The organism is Paenibacillus sp. GM2, assembly GCF_900069005.2.
GTDB lineage: Bacteria > Bacillota > Bacilli > Paenibacillales > Paenibacillaceae > Fontibacillus.
This window is the reverse complement of sequence record NZ_LN831273.1, coordinates 37,218-60,000: the sequence shown is the minus strand read 5'-3', so window position 1 is coordinate 60,000 and position 22,783 is coordinate 37,218. Positions and strand designations below refer to the sequence as shown.

The window sequence follows — 22,783 nt, the reverse complement described above, 5'->3', positions numbered from 1 at the left end:
CCGCAGGTCCATCTGCAAGTGACAGATTGCTCCGTCTTTCATTACTTCCCCATGCGAGAAAATAAATTATCCGGTATTAGCTAACGTTTCCGCTAGTTATCCCAGTCTTACAGGCAGGTTACCTACGTGTTACTCACCCGTCCGCCGCTAACTCTCTGGAGAGCAAGCTCTCCATCAAGTCCGCTCGACTTGCATGTATTAGGCACGCCGCCAGCGTTCGTCCTGAGCCAGGATCAAACTCTCCAATAAAGTGTTACTCATTGAAAAGAGCGATTAGCTCATTTTGAATCTGACTTATTTCTTAGATTTCACTTGACGTGAAACCCGCTCACTCGTTGTTCAGTTTTCAAAGATCAACTTCGTTTTTAGCGTCGCTTTCGTTCTCAGCAGCGACCTTTATAATATATCATGTTCGCCTCGTTTATGTCAAGAAGTTTTTTTAACTTTATTTTCTGAAGTTATCAGAACAGCTTGACCTCTTAGAGAAGCGATTAATAATGTACCACAGAAACAGATTGCCCGTCAACAGTCAAATCATAGTTAATTTTAACCCTAGCAGAAGGGCCACCCCTGGCAATCCGAGCACAAGCGCCGTACTAATTGTAATCGGGTTCAGAGGGATGTATGCCTCGGTCAATAATCCGGAAAAATTGATGATATAGATCCCTAACGCGGCCAGGACAATATGCAGTCCTATCCGGGTTAACCAGGCTAGACCTAACTTACGTGAAAAGACCACATACAGCAGCAAAAGCAAAGAAACCGCTAATACACCTATTAGAATAATTCTCACCGTCTTGTCCCATCCTTTCCTTAATTTCCTTAATTCCCTTAAAAGGTTATTTAAAAAACCACTTTTAATCACGAAGCAACACACTGAGAGCTGATTTGCCATCAAATTTTGAATGCACACGGCCTATAGCGGATGCGTATGAAGTCTTATTTCCGATAGAACATCTCAGGTGCTTACGTACAAACCACGTACACTCTGTCCTAAATTCCTAGCTTAATCCAAGCTTAAGCGTTTTGAGATAACACAATGGGGAGCATGGCCTTCGTTGCTAAGAACCGATCTTTTGGGACACTCACTTTATTCAAAATAGGAACTATATTGGAAGGCATTCCATCTTACATTCGCCTGCTTGGCCTTCTTTAGCTCAATTTGATACCTTCTCTCTGCGGCTTCAAGCGTATAAATGGCGACATCAATGTTATCCTGACCCACTGCCTCCTGGAATACCATATAAGCCCACTCCCACTCCTTACGAGCTTTATTGACCTCCTGGTAGAGCATCCTCTTAACCTCTTCCTCCTGACCCGGCTCCAACGTTTCGGGCAATAGCTCCTTGCTCTCGGCCTTCTTCTGGTTCATCGCCGTTCCCCCCTTCATTCCGGTTTATTTCATGTGTATCGGGTGAGGGACAAACTTAGAACCAGAAAACAAAGAACCTTAATCCATAAGAAGAGGTTGTTCTTCTGGATTAAGGTTCTCCATTAAAGGTATAAATCAACTGAGTTCTCTCCGGCCCTCAAGCGCCTTGGACAGAGTTACCTCATCCGCGTACTCAAGGTCACCGCCGACCGGCAATCCATGGGCTATCCGCGTTACTCGAATATCGAAAGGCTTCACCAGCCGCGAAATATACATAGCTGTGGCCTCACCTTCAATATTCGGATTAGTAGCAAGGATCAGCTCCTTGACCCGTTCATCACTTAGACGAGTTAGCAGTTCTTTCAGACGGATATCATCCGGGCCAAGACCTTCCATTGGGGATATCGCCCCTTGAAGCACATGATAGTAGCCGTCAAATTCCTTCGTCCTCTCCATCGCTACCAGATCCTTGGATTCCTGAACCACACAGATTACAGAAGGATCGCGAGTCTTATCCTGACAGATCCGACACGGGTCCGTATCCGTAATATTGCAGCAGACGGAACAGTAATGAAGATTTCTCTTCACGCTGACGAGGGCTTTGGCAAAATCTATGACGTCATCTTCCTCCATGCGCAGCACATGAAAAGCCAGTCTGGCGGCGGTCTTCGGGCCGATGCCTGGCAAATGTGTAAAAGCGTCGATCAGCTTCGCGATCGGTTCGGGATAATACAATGGGAGTGTTCTCCTTCAACCTGGATTAAAATAGACCTGGAATTTTCATTCCGCCTGTAAATTTACCCATATCTTGGTTAGCAAGTTCTTCGGCTTTGCCAAGAGCATCATTTATCGCAGTGAGGATAAGATCCTGCAGCATTTCCACATCATCCGGATCAACCGCTTCTGGCTTGATGTTGACGGACAATACCTTCTTATGTCCATTTACTTCTACAGTTACAACACCGCCGCCTGCACTGCCATCCACTGTTTTAGTGGCAAGTTCCTCTTGTGCCTTCAGCATTTGCTCTTGCATTTTCTTCACTTGCTTCATCATTTGGTTCATATTATTCACGTAAGCCACATCTCCTTCAATTCAAATAAGTGATTTCTTTATGTGTTGTAATCATACCAAAAAGTTACTCTTTAATCACGACGAGATCCTCGCCGAACATCTCCAGAGCTTCATCAACCCAAGGCTCCTTGCTCCCGCCTTGCTCTTCCTCATGTTGAAGCTCAAGAGGCTGGGCCGGAGCAGCTGCTCCGCTCTGAATCGCTTCAGTCCAGTCCTTCAGCATCATAGTCACCAGACGGTATGGCTTACCGAATTGGCGTTCGAGCACCTGCTCGATAACACCTCTATGGGCCGGCTTCTCTGTTGTCTCGCGGTGAATCTCATTCTTGAATGCAACCAGAATAGCATCCTCCAGTACAGAGACAGGCTCCCCGTTCATGAACCAGGCGTGAATTGTCACCTTTTCATCCTTAACAGCCTGCAGCACCTGGTGCCATTTGCTCTGAACCATAGCGGTATCCGAGCCAGCTTTCTCGGCGATGTACCGATCCATACCGGATGGTATTTTGGCTGCCGAGGAGACACGTGGCGATGCAGCTCTGGATGAACGGGCTGAGCTTGCTTGGCCAGAAGCCTGCGCTCCACCCCCGCCAGCTGCAGCGAGCCCCCCCTGCAGCGCCTTCTCGAGCTTCTTCTCCAGCTCGGCCAGCTGCTGCTTGAGCTGCTTAATCTCCGAGGCTTCAGCCGCGTGAGCAGCGCTTCCCGCCCCATCTCCCGGCGCGGATTCCTGCTGCGGAATGCTGCAGAGCTTCAATAAAGCAACCTCAAACAGCATCTGCGGCTGCTGGGAATACTTCATCTCCGTCTGATAGTGATTCAACGTCTCAATAATCCGGAACAATTGCGACCGTGAGAAAGCATGCGACATCTCCCTGTAATCCTCTGGGTCAAGCACACGCTCGGTCAGCTTGTCCGCCTGAGGGACGGTCTTGATCATTAGCAGATCGCGGAAATAATACATCAAGTTCTCCATGCACTTATCGGCGCTTTTGCCCTCCTGCATGAGCTGTTCAATAATCTGCATCATGCCGCCGACATCGCCTTCAATAAGGGTCTGAGCCAGCTGTGCGAACTGCTTGGACGGAATCCCCCCGGTCAAACTCATCACTTGCTCATAAGAGACATGTCCATTCGTAAATGAGGCGATCTGATCGAGAATGCTGAGGGCATCCCGCATCCCCCCGTCGGACAGCCTGCAAATATACTGAATAGCATCATCTTCGGCGGTGATCCCTTCTTGCTCGCATATCATCTTCAGACGACCGGCTTGCTCTTCCAAGGAGACACGACGGAAGTCAAAGCGCTGACAGCGTGAGATTACCGTCGCCGGAAGCCGGTGCGGCTCAGTTGTAGCCAGAATGAACATCACATGTGGAGGAGGCTCCTCAAGCGTCTTGAGGAGCGCATTGAAAGCTTCGGTTGTTAACATATGAACTTCATCGATAATATAAACCTTTTGCCGCACTTCCGTAGGGGCGTACTTCACCTTCTCACGAAGATCGCGGATTTCCTCGACCCCCCGGTTGGAAGCGGCGTCAATTTCAAGCACATCCATCACAGCGCCTGCGGTAATCCTCCGGCATGCTTCACACTCATTGCAAGGCTCTGCAGCAGGACCCTTCTCGCAGTTAACTGCTTTGGCCAAGACCTTGGCAGTAGTCGTCTTCCCCGTCCCGCGCGGTCCGCTAAATAAATACGCATGCGATAAGCGCTGCTCACGAATCGCATTCTGCAGTGTACGGATAATATGCTGTTGTCCTACCATGTCTTGAAACGACTGCGGCCGCCAAGCACGGTACAACGCAATATGCTCCATTGCGGCACCTTCTTTCTATCCCTAGGCGGCTCAGTCGCCGCCTTCTTATTATACTATACTCAGGTGAACAGAAAAACTTCTATTGTTACCCATCAGTTAGCAAAGAAGAAGTAACTACCAGAGTAGCCCCATCCCCATAAAAAAACATCTCTGTCCCAAGACAAAGATGTGTTCTTATCCAACTATGTAGCCGTGCACCTGTTATCGATCGTTGCGATCCAAGCGGCACCCTTATGGCTCAACTCGGGACAGGCACTCCTCCGGCACATGAGCGGGACTGCTTATGGCTGCTTCCTTCCGGACCTGACCAGGTTCACAGTTACTCATTGCGGAGGACCCATCCGTCAACGTCTGTCATAAAGACCGGACCTCACATCGACAAGACCTCTAACAGGAATTCAACCTCGCTATAGCGGATTGCGAGTTACAGGGCACCGCTACCTCCCCATCTAGCACGGTGAGATTAAGTATATCTCATGCCTATCCAAATTGCAACCTGGGAGAAAAACTTGGCTGCCCAACCAATTGCGGCAACAAATCTAGTCTTCTAATGGTGGGTTCTCTTCGCTGGCTGGCTTGTTCTCCGATTCATAATCCCCCTTGCTGGATATCAATGAATAGCCTATGCCGGAGTAGGTCTTAATCACTTCCTGATAGTGATCACAGCCCGCTTGCTTCAGCTTCTTGCGAACCCGGGCTACCGCTACTCTCAGGTACTCGATTTCGTTGCTATAGTCCGGTCCCCATACCGTCGTCAATATCTGCTCATGACTAATAATCTTGTCCATGTGCATCCCTAGAAGCTCCAGAATCAAATATTCAATATTGGTCAGCTTCACTTCATTCCCTTTGACATATACGCGCTTCTGAGCGATGTTGATCTCGAGGTTAAAGGTAGTAATCCGGCTTTCCTCCCGTCCGAGCTCATAATTCACCTTTGTTCTGCGCAGCACAGCCTTCACTCTGGCGAACAGCTCATCCAAGGAGAAGGGCTTCGTCAAATAGTCATCCGCCTCCAAATCGAAGGCTTGAAGCATATCGTCGGATGCGCTACGCGCCGTCAGGAAGATTACCGGGACCTTGCTAAATTTGCGGAGCTGCTTCAAAACCGTGAAGCCATCCATATCAGGCATCATCACATCAAGTAAAACCAGGTCAGGCTCATGCAAGTCGAATTGCTCCAGAAACTGCTCGCCGTTGGAGAATGTGCAGACTTGATAGTTAAAAGACAGCAAATTCGCTTTAATGAATCGCACGATCTTTGGTTCATCGTCCACGATTGCTATTTTATAGTTATTCTTCATCTTTACCTCCTATGGAACATGAATAATCGGCAGTTTAACGGTAAAGGTGCTTCCTTCATTTAATTGGCTCTTCACATATATCTCGCCGCCATGCTCGCGGATCAAGCCCTCACTGATCGACAGACCCAGGCCGGACCCTCCGCTTTTTCGTGCCGCTGAAATATCAGCTCTATAGAATCGCTCGAATATTTTCTTCTGATATTTCTCTGAGATACCGATCCCATTATCTGTTACTTCTATATAAATAAATTGATCATCATGATAAATATTGACGACAATCTTCTTTTCCTTCGCATCATTATAAGTAAGCCCATTAATAATCAGATTGATCAGAACCTGCCTCACACGAGCTTCATCTCCGTATAATAACGGGAAGTTGGACATCGTATCATAATTGAACACGATCTCGCCTTGGCTCACTACCTTCTCAGGCAGCTGATTTAATGTTCCCTTGATCAGTTGGAACAGCGGGAAGAAATCCTGATGCAATAGCAAAGTGCCGGTTTCAATTTTCTTCACGTCCATCCAGACGTCAATCAGCTCCTGTAAATGAAGCACATCCTCATGGATTCCTAACAGCAGATCATGAGAGAAGGACTCGTCCCATTTATTGGCTGCCCCTCTCAAGAGAGTCTCCACGCTTCCCCTGATATTGGTCAGTGGGGTCTTGAATTCATGACTGGCGATCGAGATCAGGTTGCTCTTGATCTGGTCAACCTCATATTCCTTCGTAATATCCCGGATGCTATACACATTGCCCAAGGGCTCACTATTCTCATACACCGCGAATTTCTTAATTTCAAAGTAACGGATTTTGCCGGGAAGCTGCGCCTTGATTCGGATCGAAGCTTCATTCTGGGCTGCAAACTCCTCAATATCAACCGACTCGAGCTCGTTAATCTGTATGAACATCTTAATGAGCTGGTTCTCATTAATTATCATTTTACCGTCATTATAGGTCTTAATGAATTGAACGAAAGCATCGTTTTGATGAATTACATTCCTTTGCAAGTTCAACAAAACAATCCCATCAGACATACTTTTCAGCAAATTGTCCAACTTGTACAGCCAGTCTCTGTATAGATCCGAATTCAACTTCGCTTGATATAAGGAGCTAAACAGGTTGGCAAGAGTGATTAAGCGCTCCGGCGGTTCATTCTTCGCTTCCTCGCTGCCTTCGTCATCAAATACAATCTTTCCGTTCTCGACCTCATGAATTTGAATCGAATGAACAACCGGGTTCCGGTTTGGGATTCGTTCATGAAGGAAATCCTCCCACTCCTCCCCTTGATGAACAGCACCGCTAGCGGTAATCGAATAATTCGGGAACCAGCAGCTTACTTGATAACTTGTTAAGTTCTGCAGTTCCTTCAGGCATTCTTTCAAGAAGAACTCCTTGCCAACTATCTGCGCATTGGGATTAAATCGATCATCCGTATCAAATTCTTCGCTCGCCGTCTTCTTTTGAGTCATTCGTGGGTCTCCATTCTTAAGACTGTTGTAATCATTCTAATTAGAAATGATGTGAAGAGCAACAGAAATGGAAAAACTCCATATTCTCAGCGAAGAATATGGAGTAATCCTATAATATCCGTTTCGATAAACTATGCGTTGACTTTAACAGTGCGTACCGTCTCAACTGTTACTTTACCGCTCTTGATAACGAACAATCTCGTCGGTACATCAATGATCGCATTTGTAACTGATTCAGAGTCGAGCAATACGAGGTCTGCATTATTGCCCACAGCGATTCCATAGCCCTTCAAGTCGAGAGCCTTCGCCGGATTCGTAGTGATCATTGGCAGAACCGTATGCAAGTCATCTGCACCGCCTAAATGGCCTACAGGAATCGCAATCATAGCTGTCAGCATCAAGTCGCCGTTACCATATGGTGTGAATGCGTTGCGAATATTATTCGTCGCAATACACATGTTTACACCGCCGTCGCGAAGTGCGCGGATAGGAGTAACTGTACGGCGAACGTTATAAGCATCATTACGCGCTCCAAGATGCAAGTCTGTGCATGGAAGGCTCATTACGCTGATTTTTGCTTCATTCATCTTCTCGATAATTGGCAGCAATTGCTCACGAGGCATAGCGGCGATGCTGGTCAAGTGACCTACCGATACTCTGCCTACGAAGCCTTCAGCAATAGTCTTCTCAGCAACATAGTCAATCGTGGTGCCTTCTGCATCATCCTTGAAGTCCTGATGAAGGTCGATTGGCTTATTGTATTTCTTAGCAAGCTCGAACACAAAGTCGATATGCTCTTTAGCTGAGATGTCATTGTATGGAACTCCACCAACGATATCGCAGCCCATCTCCATAGCCTCGTACATCATTTTATCCGTGCCTGGGGCTTTGAAGATTCCCTCTTGAGGGAAGGCAACAACTTGAATGTCGATCAGGTTCTTATACTCTTCACGGAGCTCAAGAATTACTTCAAGTCCTGTGAAGCCCTGGGATGGATCGAATTCAGAATGAGTCCGCAAATGAGTCGTACCGTTCTTAATGAGCATGTCCAATGTTCTGGTGGCACGATCGCGAATATCCTGCTTCGTAAACGTAGGCTTCAATTGGCCTGTAACCCGAATGGCCTCCTGCAATGTACCTGATTTGTTCGGCAGACGGTCTGCAATGAGCGCTTTATCCAAATGAAGATGGCTCTCTACTAGGCCTGGGATTAACACCTTACCGTTCGCTTCGATAACACGGCCTGCTTCCGCTTCGATATTCGCTTCTATGCCAACAATTTTCCCATTGTCGATTGCAATATCACGAAGCTCCGCGCCCTCAGCAATTCTTGCCTTCTTAATCAAGATATCCATTGTTTGTTCCTCCCGGTTGAATAATTAATGATTTGCGTAAATCCGAACGACTGTGACTTATCCGAAGATCAACGAAAGTACCAACAGGATGGCCATCGAGAGTCCAACCCACTTCGCATTACCTTTAACGACTTGCAAAATTGGAATCTGGAACCCGGACGAAAGAGCTTGCATCGTAATATTAACGAAGCTGAGCTGACTTCCAAGACCTACACCCATCGCTACAAAACCAAAGGCAACAGGCGAGAATCCGAGAGTTACGGCAATTGGCAGTACCAGGGTCAGAATGGAACCCACGTATGCTCCGGCTGGAATACCAACCAATATACCTGCCAGTACGGCTACAGGAACAACGATAGCTGTAGGAGCCTGACTTGCTACGTTCGAGATCGCTGCAAATGCGCCGGTCTGACCGATCATATTAATGAAGGCCAGGAAAATACCTACGCTGAACAGACGTGTCAAAATATAAGTTGAACCATCAACCATCGCTTCCAGCGATTTGTTAAGTGTGAATTTCGTGCAAAGGAAAATCAAGAACACGGTCAACATGGTGTACACGAGCGGTGTAAACAAGCTATAGCTAATTGCTTTATTAATGATAGGTCCGAGAATAACCGATCCGAGCAAGAAGATTGCCGGGATTGTCATTTTAAACAGCTGTTTGTTGTTCATTCCAGCAAACTCGCTGCTCTCTTCACCTACGAAGAGCGCCTTTCTGCGTTTAGCTCCCCAGAATGCAATAGCGATACCAAGAATAACAAAGCCCAAAGTGAACAGACGCATTTCAGCTACATAGTCGGCTACTGGAATGCCGGACAACTTCGAGACGATCCCCGACTCCAGCGATGCAGGAGATGTTGTAAAGCTGACTGCAGATACGATAGACATCGCTGCAATAACTTCTGGAATAGCGCCCAATGCCGCCATCGCCAATGGTGCGATAACCATCGCGCTTCCGCCGCCGATGCCTGACATATAAGCTGCTGCAGCTTGCAGCAAAACGATAAATGCTGCGAAAATTTCAACGCGTCCCTTAATCCCTCTACGAACCAGGGTCAAGGCTGAGGTGTATCCACCTGATTTAAATACAGCCATCGCTACCGCCGAGTTAATAATCGGTACGGTAATCGAGAGCATACCCGGAATCGAGTCCAGGAAGGCCTGGTTGGCCTCAGTCAAAGATATGCCGCCGATGATCATAGCCATCACGCCGCCGACCAGACCAGCTGCAATCATATCCACTTTCATGAACAGCAGGACCAGAATGACAATCAGGGGCAGAATCGTTAATAGCGCGTACCATCCGGTAGGAGTCGGTACATCAGCACCAATGGAATCTGCCGCGAAGGCTTGCATAGGTAGCATGAGCAAGAACATGGCCAAAGTAAACATTGACGTTAAAAGATATTTTTTCGTCTTCATGGTATGCACCTTTCTATGCGAGTTTGTGATTCATTGAATCTGCATTTGGAACTAACCAAGTACCTGATTTGCCTTCCAGTGCATCTTGCAATTTATCAATTGAAGTAATGATGACATTTCTGCCCCCATTCTTCAAGAAGAGAATCGCCGCTTCGATCTTAGGCCCCATGCTTCCTTTCGGGAACTGCCCCTCATTCAGGTAAGCAATAGCCTCATCCAGCGTAATACGATCCAGGTTCTTCTGGTTCGGCTTGCCGAAGTTAATTGCCACTTGAGCAACACCTGTCAGAATGAACAAATAATCAGCTCCGATCTCTGCAGCGAGTAAAGCGCTGGCAAAGTCCTTGTCCACAACCGCTTCCACACCTTTAAGCTGTCCGTTCTCCTCTACGACAGGGATTCCTCCCCCGCCCACAGTAATGACTGTCAAGTCCTTGGACAGCAGCGCGTCAATGGCTTCCTTCTCAACAATCTTGGAAGGAATCGGTGATGGAACAACATGCCTGTAACCGCGGCCGCTGTCTTCCACGTAAGGGAAAGCCCCCCCTTCGGCGAAAGCCTTATCCAAACTTTCCTTCGTATAGAAAGGACCGATTGGCTTGGTTGGATTATTGAATGCCGGATCGTTCGCATCCACTTGCACCTGCGTTACCAATGATACAGCCTTCTTGTCCAATCCACGGCTAGCCAGCATGTTTGTAATCGTTTGCTGAATTAAATAACCTAAATTCCCTTGCGATTCAGCCCCATATACATCGAGAGGAAACATTGGAATAACATCAGCGGACAATTTCGCCTTAACTAGTGAATTACCTACTTGCGGCCCATTGCCATGGGTGACAACAACTTGATGCCCTTGTGCGATCATATCAACAATGGGTTGGCAACTTGTTAAGATATTCACTTTCTGTTCGGCAATCGTGCCTTTTTGACCCTCTTGGATGATGGCGTTTCCACCAATTGCAATAAGCATTTTACTCATAATAACCTCTCCATATTGAAACTAAATAAGATAGCTATCTATACCTTAATCATACGTAGGGTAATCCCTTAAATCTAATCAAAAGTTCATTAAAATAATCGGCAATTCAGCTTCAAAAAAATAAAATAAACATAACAAAGGCAGTTATAAAACGGCCGTTTTCCCTTAGTGTCAATGAAGGGCACAGCAACGATATATAGGGCGAGTTATGAGAATTCCCAAGTTGCAGCTGAACAATTTTCCCTGTAACCCGCCCATGAAGTGCATTACAAATCTATAACAATCCACATGACATGATGGCAAATAAGAGTCCGAAATACGTATCCATCCCAGAACTGCTGCCTACATCCAGCAAAGCTGTTGCACATTCTTCGAAATCGTAATCCGGTTCATTCAGCAGCGCGGCAAGTATATCTAGTATTACTGTGCTGAAGTAGCCCTCGCATGCGCTGTAATAATAGTTGACACTAACCTGTGTCGTTAAGCTGGGCAGCTTGCCCATAATTCGACTTATCGCCCAGGATACCCCGGAGTCTGCTTTGCCGAGTATTCGCTCGATGGCCATAATCCCCACGAGGAAGTCATCGCCGCTTGGCGTCAACCCTTGCCCCCGACCGATAAAATATTTGATCAAGTCGAGGTTTATCTCATGACCCGGTTTTTTGATGGCCTGTGATAAATCCAATAAACGGTGCTCCATCTCCGAATTGGCCTCCCGGGTCTCAAGCAGTGCCAACGCATCATTTAAGGTTAAACCCAGTCCCAGCTCTTTATTCATGCTTGTGGCTAAATCACGCATCTTCGGAGCCCATTCGGATAACCAAAGGTCCGGTTGTGCCCGCAGCTTCAAAGAACAATCGAAGGAATCCATCAATGAGATGTGAATGTGAACATTGCAGTTCGTAAATGTGAGCTGCTGCTGCTCGCGGTTCCACACAACCTCCTCGCCGATAAATGTCTCGGCAAGCAGACGATCGTATAAATACGACTCGATGTGAATGCCAAATGGTACTCCATTTCCATATTCCGTTCCTACAAAGACAAGATATTTACCGAAGGCTATATTAAGCCCATTGGTAAATATGCTCTGAACAACTCCAAAGCTCCTTATCTGGCTCAGGAAAAACACCGATGCGCTATACCGCCCTCTAGATATGAACGTAGCTGGATAGAGCATTAAACTTCAATTCCCATTTTCTCCGCATAAGCCATCAAAGCCTTCTCGAAACAACCGAACGGAACGCGAACTGTACCTGCGCCAACCTGACCTACGCCTGCTTGTTTATGCGCAATACCGGTATTGATAATCGGTGTAATTCCCGTCTCTACGACTTTGCGGATGTCGATGCCCAGACAAGTACCTTGGAAGTTCCATGTAGGAATTGCATAGTTAGAGTTGTAAGCAATACAAATTTCGCTCATCTCATTGCTGATGGCCAGCGCGTCATCAAATCCGCCTGCACCTACAAAACGGGTTACCCCAGGAGCTGCTACCATCGCCATGGCGCCAACCCCAAATGTCTCAGTGATTGCGGAGTCACCCATATCCGGGTTCGCATCATCTTGAGTATAGCCAGTAAAGAACAGACCTTCCGGTGTATTAACAGGCGCTGTGAACCATTGGTCACCAAGTCCTGCCACGCGGATTCCGAACTCATGACCATTACGAGTCATCGCGGTCACGATCGTGCCGTATTCAATGGTACGGGAAGCATCCATAGCCGCTTTTGCCGAAGCCATCATAATATTCAGGAAGAACTGATCGGTATCGGCAAGGAACTTCATAACATCATGTTTTGTCTTCTCGTCCAAATCAACGATCGTCAGGTAAGGGGCGACCTCTTTAAGGAAAACAAGCGATGCGGCAATATTGCGTTGGTGGAATTCATCCCCCATCGTAATTGCCTTACCGATAATAACATTCACGTTTAATCCGCCATCCATCAGTTTCAGAACCTTGGACAACGTTGGGGCAAGTACGTCTCTCATCCAGTTCAAACGGTTGATGACTTCTTCGCTATAAGCGCCGAAACGAAGCACTTTACCGATACCTTCGTTCATCGTGCAGTAAGCACGGTTGCCATGCTCTTTGTTTTCAACAACCAACACCGGCATATTAGCAGACGTGATTCCACCCATCGGCCCTACAGCAGAGACGTGATGGCAAGGAATGAATTGAACCTCTCCACCCTCCAGCATTTTACGTGCCCCGGTCTCATCAGCAGCCCAGCCTTCGAACAAGACCGCGCCCACACATGATCCCTTCATCGGATCCGTCATATTCTCCCATTTCATTGGCGGTCCTGCATGAAGCAGGACTTTCCCGTTCAGTTCCGGAATGACCGATTTCGCCGGAACAACGTCCAGTAGGAATGGTTGTGAATTTTTTATTTTCTCAATAACCGCTTGATTAGCCTCATCAATGGTTGAATACATTCTCATCACCCCATGTTATATTTTTTACATTTTATTGAGGATGCTTAAAATCTTTCTCAGCTTTTCGTTGCCGCCAGCTACAGGTCTCCAATCGAACTGGACCACGCGGCTGCCTTCTGTCTCCAGATTGTCCGCAAAGCTGCTCAGACCAATATTGATAACACGAGGTTTGGATTCGAGCAGTTGCTTCAATTCTTCGGACGGTGCAGCAACAGTTACGTTAGGCAGATTTGCCTCTTGAACCGGAAGCTCTCTGGAGCCCACTTGAACTTCATGGCCAATAATGCGAAGAGCTGTACGTACAGCACTGAAGTTGCTATCAGTAATAATTGCGCCAGCTTCTTGCATCAGCTTCAATTGCGCATCATATCCCTGAGGATCGTTTTTCGTTCCGCAAATAGAGCCCACAAAATACAGCTTACGGCCTTCGTTGGCCGCTTCCGCAACGGCTCTTTTCACCACTTTGGACAAAGGAGTAGCCATATCTTCATGCGAGCCATAACCCAGCACGAGATCAAATAGAATAACCGCAACATCGGATTGCTTCGCAGCCTTCTCAATGAATTGGAAGCGAGTAGTTCCATCGATCATAGGGTGAGGACGGCCTTGCGTATACATATCATCACCAAGGTCAATGACTTCATGACCATCATATTGCAGCAAATAGCCTTCATCATGTTTATTGTCCTTGGCTGCATGAAGGGATTCCTTCATGATCGTAGCGGCTTCATAAGCAAGCGTACCGCCCGTATACAGACCACGGATTTTTGTCTGACCTGCTGCCAGTCCAAGATCAGCAGGCAATGCAGCTTCAGGCGCTACTTCCAGCTTGGAGCCTTTTGCCAATTCAACCGCCATAATCGCCGCTTCTTCAAGCGTATGAGCAAATTTAATGGTTGGCAAATACGATTCAGGCTTCTCGCCCATAAAGATCGCTACAGCTGGCTTACCGATATTCGCCAACAACGCTACAACTTGTTCGCGTACTTTCGGTGCCGGTGGCTTAGAAATAACAACCACTACTTCTGTATCCGCATTGTTAGCGAGAGCACGGATTCCATCCAGCATAGTAGTCGCTTCAATCTCCTCAGACAAGTCGCGGCCACCAGTTCCAAGCGCATGGCTGATACCTGCACCCATCTTGTCAATCAGCGTAATTACTTCTTGAATTCCTGTACCAGAAGCACCAACAACACCGATATTCCCTTTATTTACAACGTTGGAGAAGGCGATCGGTACTCCGCCTATAACAGCGGTACCACAATCCGGTCCCATTACGATCAGGCCCTTTTCCTTGGCAGAATCCTTGACACGCTTCTCATCTTCAATCGCTACGTTGTCGCTGAACATGAAGACATGGAGCCCGTTCTCCAGCGCGCTCATCGCTTCCTCAGCAGCATATTTACCCGGAATCGAAATGACGGCCAGATTAGCATCCGGCATCGCCTTCACAGCACGATCCCATGTTCTAACTTTTTCTACTTTATTGCTAGCAGACGCAGTCGCTTGATTCTTCAAAAATTGTTCTACTTCTTCAAGAACGGTGCTGACAATCTCTCCATTTTCAGCATCGATGGCGATGCATAGATCACTAGGTGCGGCCTTGTCGAGCTCAGGCGCGTACATCCCCGTATTTTTCATAATATCAATGTTAGCCGGGGTTCCCATCATAACAGAAACTTGATTAACACCTTCAATACCAGACAACTTATTGGACATAAGCATCAGACTTACGGAGTCTTGATATAAGTTTGGCTTAATGATAATGTGCAGCAAGCCAATCCCTCCTAATTCATGTAGTTGGCAATTACAAACTCATTGTACCTGTAGGGCCATAACAATCGCATAAATTCTAAGAGCAGGACATTAAAAATAGATAAACCGCTGTCATTTCTCTGAAACTATTAATAACAGGAAAATATTGATATATTTATAGAGTATAGTTTTGAATGAACTGGTTATAGGGAGGAATTTTAATTTTGAAAATGAAAAAACTTGGGACGCTAATATTGGGAGTATCCTTATTCGCTGCTACCCTGTCAGGTGCTTATCCAACCAGAGCAGAGGCGGCATCATCGGTTCAAATTCTGCTTGACGGCTATCCATTGTCTTTCTCTGGAGAACCTTTAGTCGTGAAGGGAACCACTATGGTGCCTTTCCGCTCGATCTCCGAAGCGTTGGGTATCGAGGTGACCTGGAATCAGGCACAAAAAACCATTACAGCAATAAAAGGGGCGGGAGATAATTCAGTTCAGGTTGTACTTACACTGAACAATCAGGAAGCCATCGTGAACAACTCTTCCGTCAAACTGGCTGTAGCCCCTATATCGCAAAACGGCACTACATTGATTCCGCTTAGCTTCTTCAGCCAACAATTTGGCGCCAAAGTAGGCTGGAATCAAGCCAGCCGTACCGTCTCAATCATTTCACCACCAAAGAAGATGTATACGCTTGGCTTCTATGCAATCTCTTCCTTCTCCGATATAAATACAGTTCCTGACTTTAGCGCTATATCTTATGGATGGAGCAGAATCGATGAGAACGGGAAGTTTACTACGAAAGGAAATGTATTTCAAATCCCTTCGGCAGCCGGTGATATCACCCCTGAAGTTCTGATTAACGATGCAGCCCAGGCAGATACAATTCCTTATCTGATGGTCTACTCGAGTGATGTCAAAGGGGAGTTAACAAAGATCATTGAGGATCAGACCTACAGAGAACAAGCGATAGCAGATATGGTTCAAGCGGCTGCCGATTACAATTTCCAAGGAATCATGCTTGATTTTGAGGGTTTAGGACTAACCACAGACAAAGAATTAACCCGCTCCTCCTTCAACGCCTTCGTCAAGCAGCTTGCCACAGCAACAAAAGCGGCTAACTTGAAGTTATCGCTGGCCCTCCATCCACTCAATTCTTCCTATAAGGGATATGATTATAAGACACTGGGTCAATTGGCGGATGAACTGGTTATTATGGCGTACAATTATGAAGGCGGCAGCTCCAAGAAACCAGAGCCGGTTGATAAAGTGAACGAGGCGGTTACGTTGGCTCTGAAAGAGACCGATAAATCCAAACTGATCCTTGGACTGAATATGGATAATGAGGATGAGAACTCCGTCAACACTTTGATTGGACTTGCCAAACGTTATGATCTGAAGGGCATCGCCATTTGGCGGCTCGGTATTGTTAATAAGAATGAGTGGAACTCCATTTATAACACAGTTGAATTTAAATCGTAGGAAATACATCATCTATTCGGGCACTTATTTCATTTCTTTGTTAAAGAAAAATCCCCTGTCCTATATTATGGACAGGGGATTTGCATTTATGCAATTCGCTGCTAAGCAGCTTTACTCTTACAAGCCGTATTTCTTTTTGAATTTATCCACACGACCACCAGCATCCACAAATTTTTGCTTACCTGTGAAGAATGGATGGCAGTTGGAGCAAATTTCAACGCGCAGATCTTGTTTTACGGAACCAGTTTCAAAGGTATTGCCGCAAGCGCAAGTTACCGTAGTCACGTGGTATTTGGGTTGAATTGCTTCGTTCATGACTTTCACCTCTTTCCGCCCTGCACCTCATGCGTGTACAGAGTTATAATGGCAACAAAAAAAATTATAGCATGCTGCTGTTCACTATGCAATCACAATAAATGTGAATTACCATCTTACCTTTGCCCTTGTTAGTTCAGCAGGGGGTACATGCGTATAAGATCCGATGACCACATCGGGCAGCTCCGCCTGGAATATCTCGATGGCCTGCTTCATACCAAGGATATCGCCTTGTGCCTTAGGGATAAGCTCCAGATAACTCTCCGGATCAATGTTTAAATTCCGCAGTTGAATCAGCTTCAAATCCGTACGGCGGGCAAGTTCAACCATCGCCTCAATCTCTTCCTCCCGGTCAGTTACCCCGGGGAAAATCAAATAGTTGATGGAAGTATAGACCCCTTGACTGGCTGCATATTTCAGCGATTTCTCTACATTGGCTAGTGTGTAGCCCCGCGGCTTATAGTATGCATTGTAATGATCGTCCAGAGCGCTAATGGTACTGACTCGCATCAGGTCCAATCCAGCATCAACAATACCATGAATATGGTCGGACAACCCTGCGTTCGTATTAATATTAATATAGCCCATATCGGTCTGGCGCCGCACTTCACGGATGGCTTCAATAATCAGCTTAGCCTGTGTGGATGGTTCTCCTTCGCAGCCCTGTCCAAAGCTAATAATCGATTCCGGCGTCTTTAAATGTTCTAGCATAATTTCTACCAATTCATCCACACGCGGACGGAAATTCATTCGCGTCTGCGGGGAGACAAATCCGCTATCATCCGGTTGCTCCGAAATGCAGCCAAAGCAGCCAGCATTGCAAGAATAAGAGACAGGAACTGCCCCCTCCCAACGATTCAGAAAAGTATTGGAAGCAGTCAAACACTCATATCCTAAAGCGCAATTTGAGAGATGCTCGTAGAGACGATTATCCGGATACTTCGCTTGCAGCGCCTTCACATTCTGTTTTAACTCCAGCGGATCACAATTCAGTGGATTCCATTTCTCAGGATCATCTGATCGCCGAGCCGTTACATAAAACTGCCCATCATTCCACACTACAGCCGAATAGCCAAATAGCGGCAGCTTGTATTCTTTGTCTGTCTTCACATAACCGGGAAGACATAGCCTTGTATATCCCTGGGGAAGCAACGCCCCCACGGCTTGAACATCTCCCTGGAGCGGAAGCATCTCACCCGTATCCGGGTCCATTCCGATCGGACGAGTACAAGGAAGACCTACTAGTGTAGCCCCTTCCGGCAGTGGAATCAACTCATCCTCCATGATCTCTACGATCATATCAGCACTGCGGGCCAAGCCATACAATGACGGGTGATCGTAAACCTGTCCTTGCGCATCAGCATATACTAAATACATGTTGTTCTCCTCTTCAGAATATCTCTCTTGGGGAAGTTCAATGCTTACGAGGCTGTTTTTAATGATAATATATAGCTCCGCTTCTCAGCTTTATTCAACTAAAGCGCCATAAAAAAACATATCATAAACATAAACTTTGGTTCAGACCTGTTGATTATTTATCAAGGATTAGGGCATCACGCAACCGCGTTTATTAAGACCCGGAATTGGACCCTGAACCAGAGGCTTGCGTCCCGTTGCGTACAGAACGGCGTGCGCTGGTTCCACCAGACGAAGTGTTATTTCCCGATGCCGATGTATCAAATGAAGCGAGAAACTCTTGATTCGTCTTAGAATCGCGCAGCTTCTTCAAGAAACCTTCGACAAAATCATAGGAATCATTCATGCTTTTACGGATCGCCCAGATGGTATCCAGCTCTTCTTTATTCAGCAGAACTTCTTCACGCCGTGTACCGGAACGACGGATATCGATAGCCGGGAAAATTCTTCTCTCCGCCAATTTACGATCAAGATGCAGCTCCATATTGCCAGTACCCTTAAATTCCTCATAAATAATATCGTCCATACGAGAACCGGTGTCCACCAGCGCAGTCGCCAGAATCGTCAAGCTTCCGCCTTCCTCCACATTCCGGGCTGAGCCGAAGAATCGCTTAGGACGATGGAAAGCCGCCGGGTCAATCCCCCCGCTTAAAGTTCGACCTGATGGTGGTACAACCAGATTATATGCCCGTGCCAGACGGGTGATACTGTCCAATAAAATAACAACATCCTTCTTGTGCTCCACCAAACGTAAAGCACGCTGCAATACAAGCTCAGCTACTTTGATATGATTCTCCGGCAGCTCATCAAAAGTTGAAGCGATAACTTCCCCCTTCACGGAGCGTTGCATGTCCGTTACTTCTTCAGGACGTTCATCAATCAACAATACGAATAGCTCAACCTCTGGATAATTAGTGGATATGCTGTGGGCAATTTCTTTAAGCAGCAGCGTCTTTCCCGCTTTAGGCGGCGCGACGATCAGACCGCGCTGTCCTAGTCCAACGGGAGCTAGCAAATCCATAATTCGCGTGGATAAATGTGTTGGGGATGTTTCTAGTACGACTTTTTCTTGTGGGTAAAGTGGAGTAAGTGCCGGGAAATGCAAACGTTCTGCAGCAATATTAGGGTTCTCTCCATTTACGGCATTTACTTGCAGAAGTCCAAAGTAGCGTTCATTCTCCTTCGGCGCTCTGCATTTACCTGAGACCAGATCGCCGGTTCTAAGGTCAAACTTGCGAATCTGCGAGGCGGAGATGTAAATGTCCTCCGTGCTAGGTAAATAGTTGATCGGCCTGAGGAAGCCGTAGCCCTCCGGCAAGATCTCTAGAACGCCTTCCATAAACATAAGTCCGCTCTGCTCTGCCTGAGCTCTTAGAATCGCAAAAATCAGTTCTTTCTTTTTTAATTGGCCGTAATATGGAATCTGATACTGTTTGGCCAGCTTGTACAGCTCCGTCAGCTTCATCCCTTCCAAGTCGGCAATTTGAAGATCCATGTAAAAACCACCTATTCAATTTTAATCATTTACTATCATATAATTTTGAAATCTATGAGAGCATATTTTGTTGACACCATACTATATTATCTCCTGTTCTCAGGCAACTTATGCGGGCAGCAGGGATGTTATTCCACCTGCCGCCATACATCGGCCCCCAAGGACCTGAGATTCGTAACCAAATTATCATATCCGCGGTCAATATATTCTACTCCAGATACTTCGGTAATTCCTTCTTTCACCGTTAATCCGGCAATGACCAGGGCAGCGCCAGCGCGCAAATCGGATGCCTTCACCTTAGCTGCATTGAGCGCCCCGCCTTCGATGACAGCCGATCGGCCCTCTACACGGATTTTGGCTCCCATTCGTACCAGCTCCGGAACATGCTTGAAACGGTTGCTGTATACGAAATCACTCAATACATTAACCCCTTCGGCCTGCGTAAGCAGACTAGTCATAGGCGACTGCAAATCTGTCGGGAATCCGGGGTATACGAGCGCTTTGACGTCAACATGCTCATATTTATCGGAACCGATGACGCGAATGGATTCATCCAATTCCTCCACAGTTACGCCCATTTCTAGCAATTTAGCAGTAAGTGCCTCAAGGTGCTTAGGAATAACGCCATCTATCACTACATCACCACGAGTCGCTGCCGCGGCGATCATATAGGTACCTGCTTGAATACGGTCAGGAATGATAGAATGCCGGCAACCTTTCAGCTTGGACACGCCTTCAATCCGAATCGTCTCCGTGCCGGCTCCCTTAATACTCGCACCCATGGAGTTCAATAATGTAGCTACATCTATAATTTCAGGCTCTTTAGCCGCATTTTCAATAATTGTGGAGCCTTTGGCCCGTGTGGCCGCCAGCATAATATTAATAGTTGCGCCTACGCTGCTGACATCCAAGTAAATCTTGGCTCCCCGCAGCTCTTTGGCATATAAATGTATGGAACCGTGTTCATTCGTTACAGTAGCGCCGAGCGCTTCGAATCCTTTGATATGCTGGTCAATTGGACGAGGCTCGAAATTGCAGCCCCCTGGCAAACCGATCGTTGCTTCATTAAACCGGCCTAGCAGAGCCCCCATTAAATAATAGGAAGCGCGCAGCTTCTTCACAGGCCCGTTAGGCATTGGGATAGATACTACATTGGAAGGGTCAATCTTCATATAATTGCCTTCCCACGATACGCGGGCCCCCAGCTCCTCCAAAATTTCTGAATAGACCGCAACATCACTCAAATGCGGCAAGTTGTCCAACACGACTTCGGACTCCGCCAACAACGCAGCCGGAATCAGGGCAATCGCACTGTTCTTGGCACCGCTGATCGAAACCGTACCGCGCAACGGGCGTCCGCCGCTAATCATTAATTTCTCCATAAGTTTAAGGGTCCCCCCACGTATTTTGCAGGCGGGACGACATGAGCGCCCCACATAATAAAGTAATGGAAATGGAAAGACACCGGCAAGCGCGGTGTACTCATCGTTTCCATATATATAACCGGACAGCCTTCTTGTCAAAGGCTGTCCTATTTGTTAACAAAGGTTATCTATCATCACAGCATCAAGCCAGACTAACTTAACCGTTAGTTACGCTTTGTTGCTAGAACCGAATTCACGGATCTTGCCAACAACGGTAGCTTTGATCTCGTCACGGCCTGGAACGATATATTTACGAGGATCATATTCGTTTGGTTTTGCTGCCAAAACTTCGCGAACCTTCTTCGTGAAGGAGATTTGGTTCTCCGTATTTACGTTGATCTTCGAAGTACCCAGGGAGATGGCCTTTTGAATGTCGTGTGTAGGGATGCCTGTGCCGCCATGAAGAACGAGCGGAAGCTTCACTGCATCACGAATTTCTTCCATTTCCTTGAATCCAAGGTTAGGCTCACCATGATAAGGTCCATGAACAGAACCAAGCGCAGGAGCAAGAGTATCGATACCTGATTCGTTAACGATGCGCACGCACTCTTGAAGGTCAGCATATTGGATGCCACCGATCACGTCGTCTTCTTGTCCGCCTACTGTTCCTACTTCAGCTTCAACGGAGACGCCTTTAGCGTGAGCATATTCTACTACTTTCTTCGTCATTTCGATGTTCTCATCGATTGGATGATGGGAACCGTCGATCATCACGGAAGTAAAGCCAGCATCGATGGCTTCTTTACATTTTTCGAAGCTGGAACCATGGTCCAGATGGATCGCAACTGGAACCGTAATTTTCATGTCATGAATAAGACCTTCTACCATCTTAACAACGGTATAGAAGCCGCTCATGTGACGCGCTGCGCCTTCGGATACGCCCAGAATTACTGGGGATTTCTCTTCTTCAGCAGCAGCAAGAATTCCTTGAGTCCACTCGAGGTTGTTAATGTTAAATTGACCTACGGCGTATTTCCCCTCAAGCGCTTTGTTCAACATGTCAGTCATGGATACTAATGGCATGGTTTCAATCCTCCTAAGGATGTTGGATTATCTAGATTTCTAGCCGACATTCACACATGTTTTATTATACCACATCGAGGCAAAAATACTATTCATGCTTTTGTATACAAAATACACAAAATATCATGTAAATAATGGTGAAATCAGCTAAATGGAAGAAGGAACCCCGCCGATTGCTTGCCGAGGTTCCTTCTGACTCTTAAAGGACGGCCCCGCCCTTTAAGTGCATATTTACCGCTGTGCGAATCTCATCGATGTCGAAAGGTTTGGTGAAGTGCATCAGTGCTCCGAGCTCGGTCGCTTCCTTAATCATGTCCAGCTCGCCATAAGCCGTCATCATGATCACTTTGATCTCGGGATTCACTTCCTTGATATGCTTCAGAATCTCAAGTCCGTCCATTCCCGGAATCTTCATATCAAGCAGAACTAGATCCGGCGACTCCGCACGTACAATCTCCAAGGCAATTTTGCCATTCGGTGCTTGAAACGTCATGTATCCCTCACTGCTGAATACTTCCATCAGTAAGATGCGGATACCATTCTGATCATCAACAATCAATACCTTCTTCTCATCCACAAAACAGACCTCCTACGATCCACCCATTTCATACTGAATGACTATATTCGCTTCAAATT

General features: G+C 46.8%; 20 protein-coding genes, 1 rRNA gene and 1 other RNA gene (1 of these 22 running past the window's edge). 1 reads left to right on the top strand and 21 read right to left on the bottom strand.

Annotated elements, in window-relative coordinates:
* From BN1360_RS01270 to fdrA, 15 genes are all read right to left on the bottom strand, one after another.
* A 16S ribosomal RNA gene (locus tag BN1360_RS01270) occupies positions 1-249 on the bottom strand; it reaches 1,304 nt to the left of the window's first position.
* Between the two features lie 280 nt (positions 250-529).
* Positions 530-793, bottom strand: a complete 264-nt coding sequence (locus tag BN1360_RS01265; RefSeq protein ID WP_068778099.1) for a pro-sigmaK processing inhibitor BofA family protein — start codon at positions 791-793, stop codon at positions 530-532.
* A gap of 297 nt (positions 794-1,090) precedes the next feature.
* Complete coding sequence (locus BN1360_RS01260; RefSeq protein WP_068778098.1) at positions 1,091-1,372, bottom strand: DUF2508 family protein; 282 nt, start codon at positions 1,370-1,372, stop codon at positions 1,091-1,093.
* Positions 1,373-1,507: 135 nt separating this feature from the next.
* On the bottom strand, positions 1,508-2,107 hold the full coding sequence (gene recR / locus BN1360_RS01255) for a recombination mediator RecR (RefSeq protein ID WP_068778097.1): 600 nt from the start codon (positions 2,105-2,107) through the stop codon (positions 1,508-1,510).
* A gap of 25 nt (positions 2,108-2,132) precedes the next feature.
* Positions 2,133-2,444 carry a YbaB/EbfC family nucleoid-associated protein gene (locus BN1360_RS01250; protein ID WP_068778096.1) on the bottom strand — a complete coding sequence of 104 codons (312 nt, stop codon included), beginning with the start codon at positions 2,442-2,444 and terminating at the stop codon, positions 2,133-2,135.
* A gap of 64 nt (positions 2,445-2,508) precedes the next feature.
* Positions 2,509-4,260: a DNA polymerase III subunit gamma/tau gene (gene dnaX / locus BN1360_RS01245; protein WP_068778095.1), complete on the bottom strand. Its 1,752-nt coding sequence runs from the start codon at positions 4,258-4,260 to the stop codon at positions 2,509-2,511.
* Between the two features lie 190 nt (positions 4,261-4,450).
* Positions 4,451-4,718, bottom strand: an RNA gene (gene ffs, locus BN1360_RS01240) — signal recognition particle sRNA large type.
* Between the two features lie 81 nt (positions 4,719-4,799).
* On the bottom strand, positions 4,800-5,564 hold the full coding sequence (locus BN1360_RS01235) for a response regulator transcription factor (RefSeq protein ID WP_069188262.1): 765 nt from the start codon (positions 5,562-5,564) through the stop codon (positions 4,800-4,802).
* 9 nt (positions 5,565-5,573) lie between these two features.
* Complete coding sequence (locus tag BN1360_RS01230; protein WP_068778094.1) at positions 5,574-7,037, bottom strand: sensor histidine kinase; 1,464 nt, start codon at positions 7,035-7,037, stop codon at positions 5,574-5,576.
* Between the two features lie 131 nt (positions 7,038-7,168).
* Positions 7,169-8,392: an amidohydrolase family protein gene (locus tag BN1360_RS01225; RefSeq protein WP_068778093.1), complete on the bottom strand. Its 1,224-nt coding sequence runs from the start codon at positions 8,390-8,392 to the stop codon at positions 7,169-7,171.
* 57 nt (positions 8,393-8,449) lie between these two features.
* A complete protein-coding gene (locus BN1360_RS01220) occupies positions 8,450-9,817 on the bottom strand; it encodes a citrate transporter (RefSeq protein WP_068778092.1) in 1,368 nt (455 codons plus the stop codon).
* Positions 9,818-9,830: 13 nt separating this feature from the next.
* Complete coding sequence (gene arcC / locus BN1360_RS01215) at positions 9,831-10,799, bottom strand: carbamate kinase (RefSeq protein ID WP_068778091.1); 969 nt, start codon at positions 10,797-10,799, stop codon at positions 9,831-9,833.
* 274 nt (positions 10,800-11,073) lie between these two features.
* Positions 11,074-11,976 carry an oxamate carbamoyltransferase subunit AllH family protein gene (locus tag BN1360_RS01210; protein WP_082789892.1) on the bottom strand — a complete coding sequence of 301 codons (903 nt, stop codon included), beginning with the start codon at positions 11,974-11,976 and terminating at the stop codon, positions 11,074-11,076.
* Entirely contained in the window at positions 11,976-13,235 is a 1,260-nt protein-coding gene (locus BN1360_RS01205) for a YlbE family protein (protein WP_068778089.1), read from the bottom strand. Before BN1360_RS01205 ends, BN1360_RS01210 begins: the two co-directional genes overlap by 1 nt.
* Positions 13,236-13,259: 24 nt before the next feature.
* Positions 13,260-15,011: an acyl-CoA synthetase FdrA gene (fdrA, locus tag BN1360_RS01200; RefSeq protein WP_068778088.1), complete on the bottom strand. Its 1,752-nt coding sequence runs from the start codon at positions 15,009-15,011 to the stop codon at positions 13,260-13,262.
* A gap of 209 nt (positions 15,012-15,220) precedes the next feature.
* On the opposite strand from fdrA, the gene BN1360_RS01195 reads away from it, so the two are divergent.
* Positions 15,221-16,474, top strand: a complete 1,254-nt coding sequence (locus BN1360_RS01195; RefSeq protein WP_068778103.1) for a stalk domain-containing protein — start codon at positions 15,221-15,223, stop codon at positions 16,472-16,474.
* Between the two features lie 117 nt (positions 16,475-16,591).
* Here BN1360_RS01195 and rpmE read toward each other — a convergent pair whose 3' ends face one another.
* The 6 genes from rpmE to BN1360_RS01165 form a co-directional block, all read right to left on the bottom strand.
* Positions 16,592-16,789 (bottom strand): 50S ribosomal protein L31, encoded by a 198-nt coding sequence (rpmE, locus tag BN1360_RS01190; RefSeq protein ID WP_068778087.1) that lies wholly within the window; start codon positions 16,787-16,789, stop codon positions 16,592-16,594.
* 108 nt (positions 16,790-16,897) lie between these two features.
* Positions 16,898-18,166, bottom strand: coding sequence for a radical SAM family protein (locus BN1360_RS01185; protein WP_068778086.1), 1,269 nt, complete (start codon positions 18,164-18,166; stop codon positions 16,898-16,900).
* A 193-nt stretch (positions 18,167-18,359) separates the two neighbouring features.
* Positions 18,360-19,700 (bottom strand): transcription termination factor Rho, encoded by a 1,341-nt coding sequence (gene rho / locus BN1360_RS01180; RefSeq protein WP_068778085.1) that lies wholly within the window; start codon positions 19,698-19,700, stop codon positions 18,360-18,362.
* A gap of 128 nt (positions 19,701-19,828) precedes the next feature.
* Positions 19,829-21,082, bottom strand: a complete 1,254-nt coding sequence (locus BN1360_RS01175; RefSeq protein WP_068778084.1) for a UDP-N-acetylglucosamine 1-carboxyvinyltransferase — start codon at positions 21,080-21,082, stop codon at positions 19,829-19,831.
* A 210-nt stretch (positions 21,083-21,292) separates the two neighbouring features.
* Positions 21,293-22,147 carry a class II fructose-1,6-bisphosphate aldolase gene (gene fba / locus BN1360_RS01170; RefSeq protein ID WP_068778083.1) on the bottom strand — a complete coding sequence of 285 codons (855 nt, stop codon included), beginning with the start codon at positions 22,145-22,147 and terminating at the stop codon, positions 21,293-21,295.
* A 199-nt stretch (positions 22,148-22,346) separates the two neighbouring features.
* Positions 22,347-22,724 (bottom strand): response regulator, encoded by a 378-nt coding sequence (locus tag BN1360_RS01165; RefSeq protein ID WP_068778082.1) that lies wholly within the window; start codon positions 22,722-22,724, stop codon positions 22,347-22,349.
* Between the last annotated feature and the right edge of the window lie 59 nt (positions 22,725-22,783).

Coding starts and splice junctions, on each gene's coding strand:
- arcC (WP_068778091.1), bottom strand. CDS start 10,799: ATGAGTAAAATGCTTATTGCAATTGGTGGAAACGCCATCATCCAAGAG.
- rpmE (WP_068778087.1), bottom strand. CDS start 16,789: ATGAACGAAGCAATTCAACCCAAATACCACGTGACTACGGTAACTTGC.
- fba (WP_068778083.1), bottom strand. CDS start 22,147: ATGCCATTAGTATCCATGACTGACATGTTGAACAAAGCGCTTGAGGGG.
- BN1360_RS01175 (WP_068778084.1), bottom strand. CDS start 21,082: ATGGAGAAATTAATGATTAGCGGCGGACGCCCGTTGCGCGGTACGGTT.
- BN1360_RS01260 (WP_068778098.1), bottom strand. CDS start 1,372: ATGAACCAGAAGAAGGCCGAGAGCAAGGAGCTATTGCCCGAAACGTTG.
- BN1360_RS01230 (WP_068778094.1), bottom strand. CDS start 7,037: ATGACTCAAAAGAAGACGGCGAGCGAAGAATTTGATACGGATGATCGA.
- rho (WP_068778085.1), bottom strand. CDS start 19,700: ATGGATCTTCAAATTGCCGACTTGGAAGGGATGAAGCTGACGGAGCTG.
- BN1360_RS01235 (WP_069188262.1), bottom strand. CDS start 5,564: ATGAAGAATAACTATAAAATAGCAATCGTGGACGATGAACCAAAGATC.
- BN1360_RS01220 (WP_068778092.1), bottom strand. CDS start 9,817: ATGAAGACGAAAAAATATCTTTTAACGTCAATGTTTACTTTGGCCATG.
- BN1360_RS01185 (WP_068778086.1), bottom strand. CDS start 18,166: ATGTATTTAGTATATGCTGATGCGCAAGGACAGGTTTACGATCACCCG.
- BN1360_RS01210 (WP_082789892.1), bottom strand. CDS start 11,976: ATGCTCTATCCAGCTACGTTCATATCTAGAGGGCGGTATAGCGCATCG.
- BN1360_RS01195 (WP_068778103.1), top strand. CDS start 15,221: ATGAAAAAACTTGGGACGCTAATATTGGGAGTATCCTTATTCGCTGCT.
- dnaX (WP_068778095.1), bottom strand. CDS start 4,260: ATGGAGCATATTGCGTTGTACCGTGCTTGGCGGCCGCAGTCGTTTCAA.
- BN1360_RS01225 (WP_068778093.1), bottom strand. CDS start 8,392: ATGGATATCTTGATTAAGAAGGCAAGAATTGCTGAGGGCGCGGAGCTT.
- BN1360_RS01205 (WP_068778089.1), bottom strand. CDS start 13,235: ATGTATTCAACCATTGATGAGGCTAATCAAGCGGTTATTGAGAAAATA.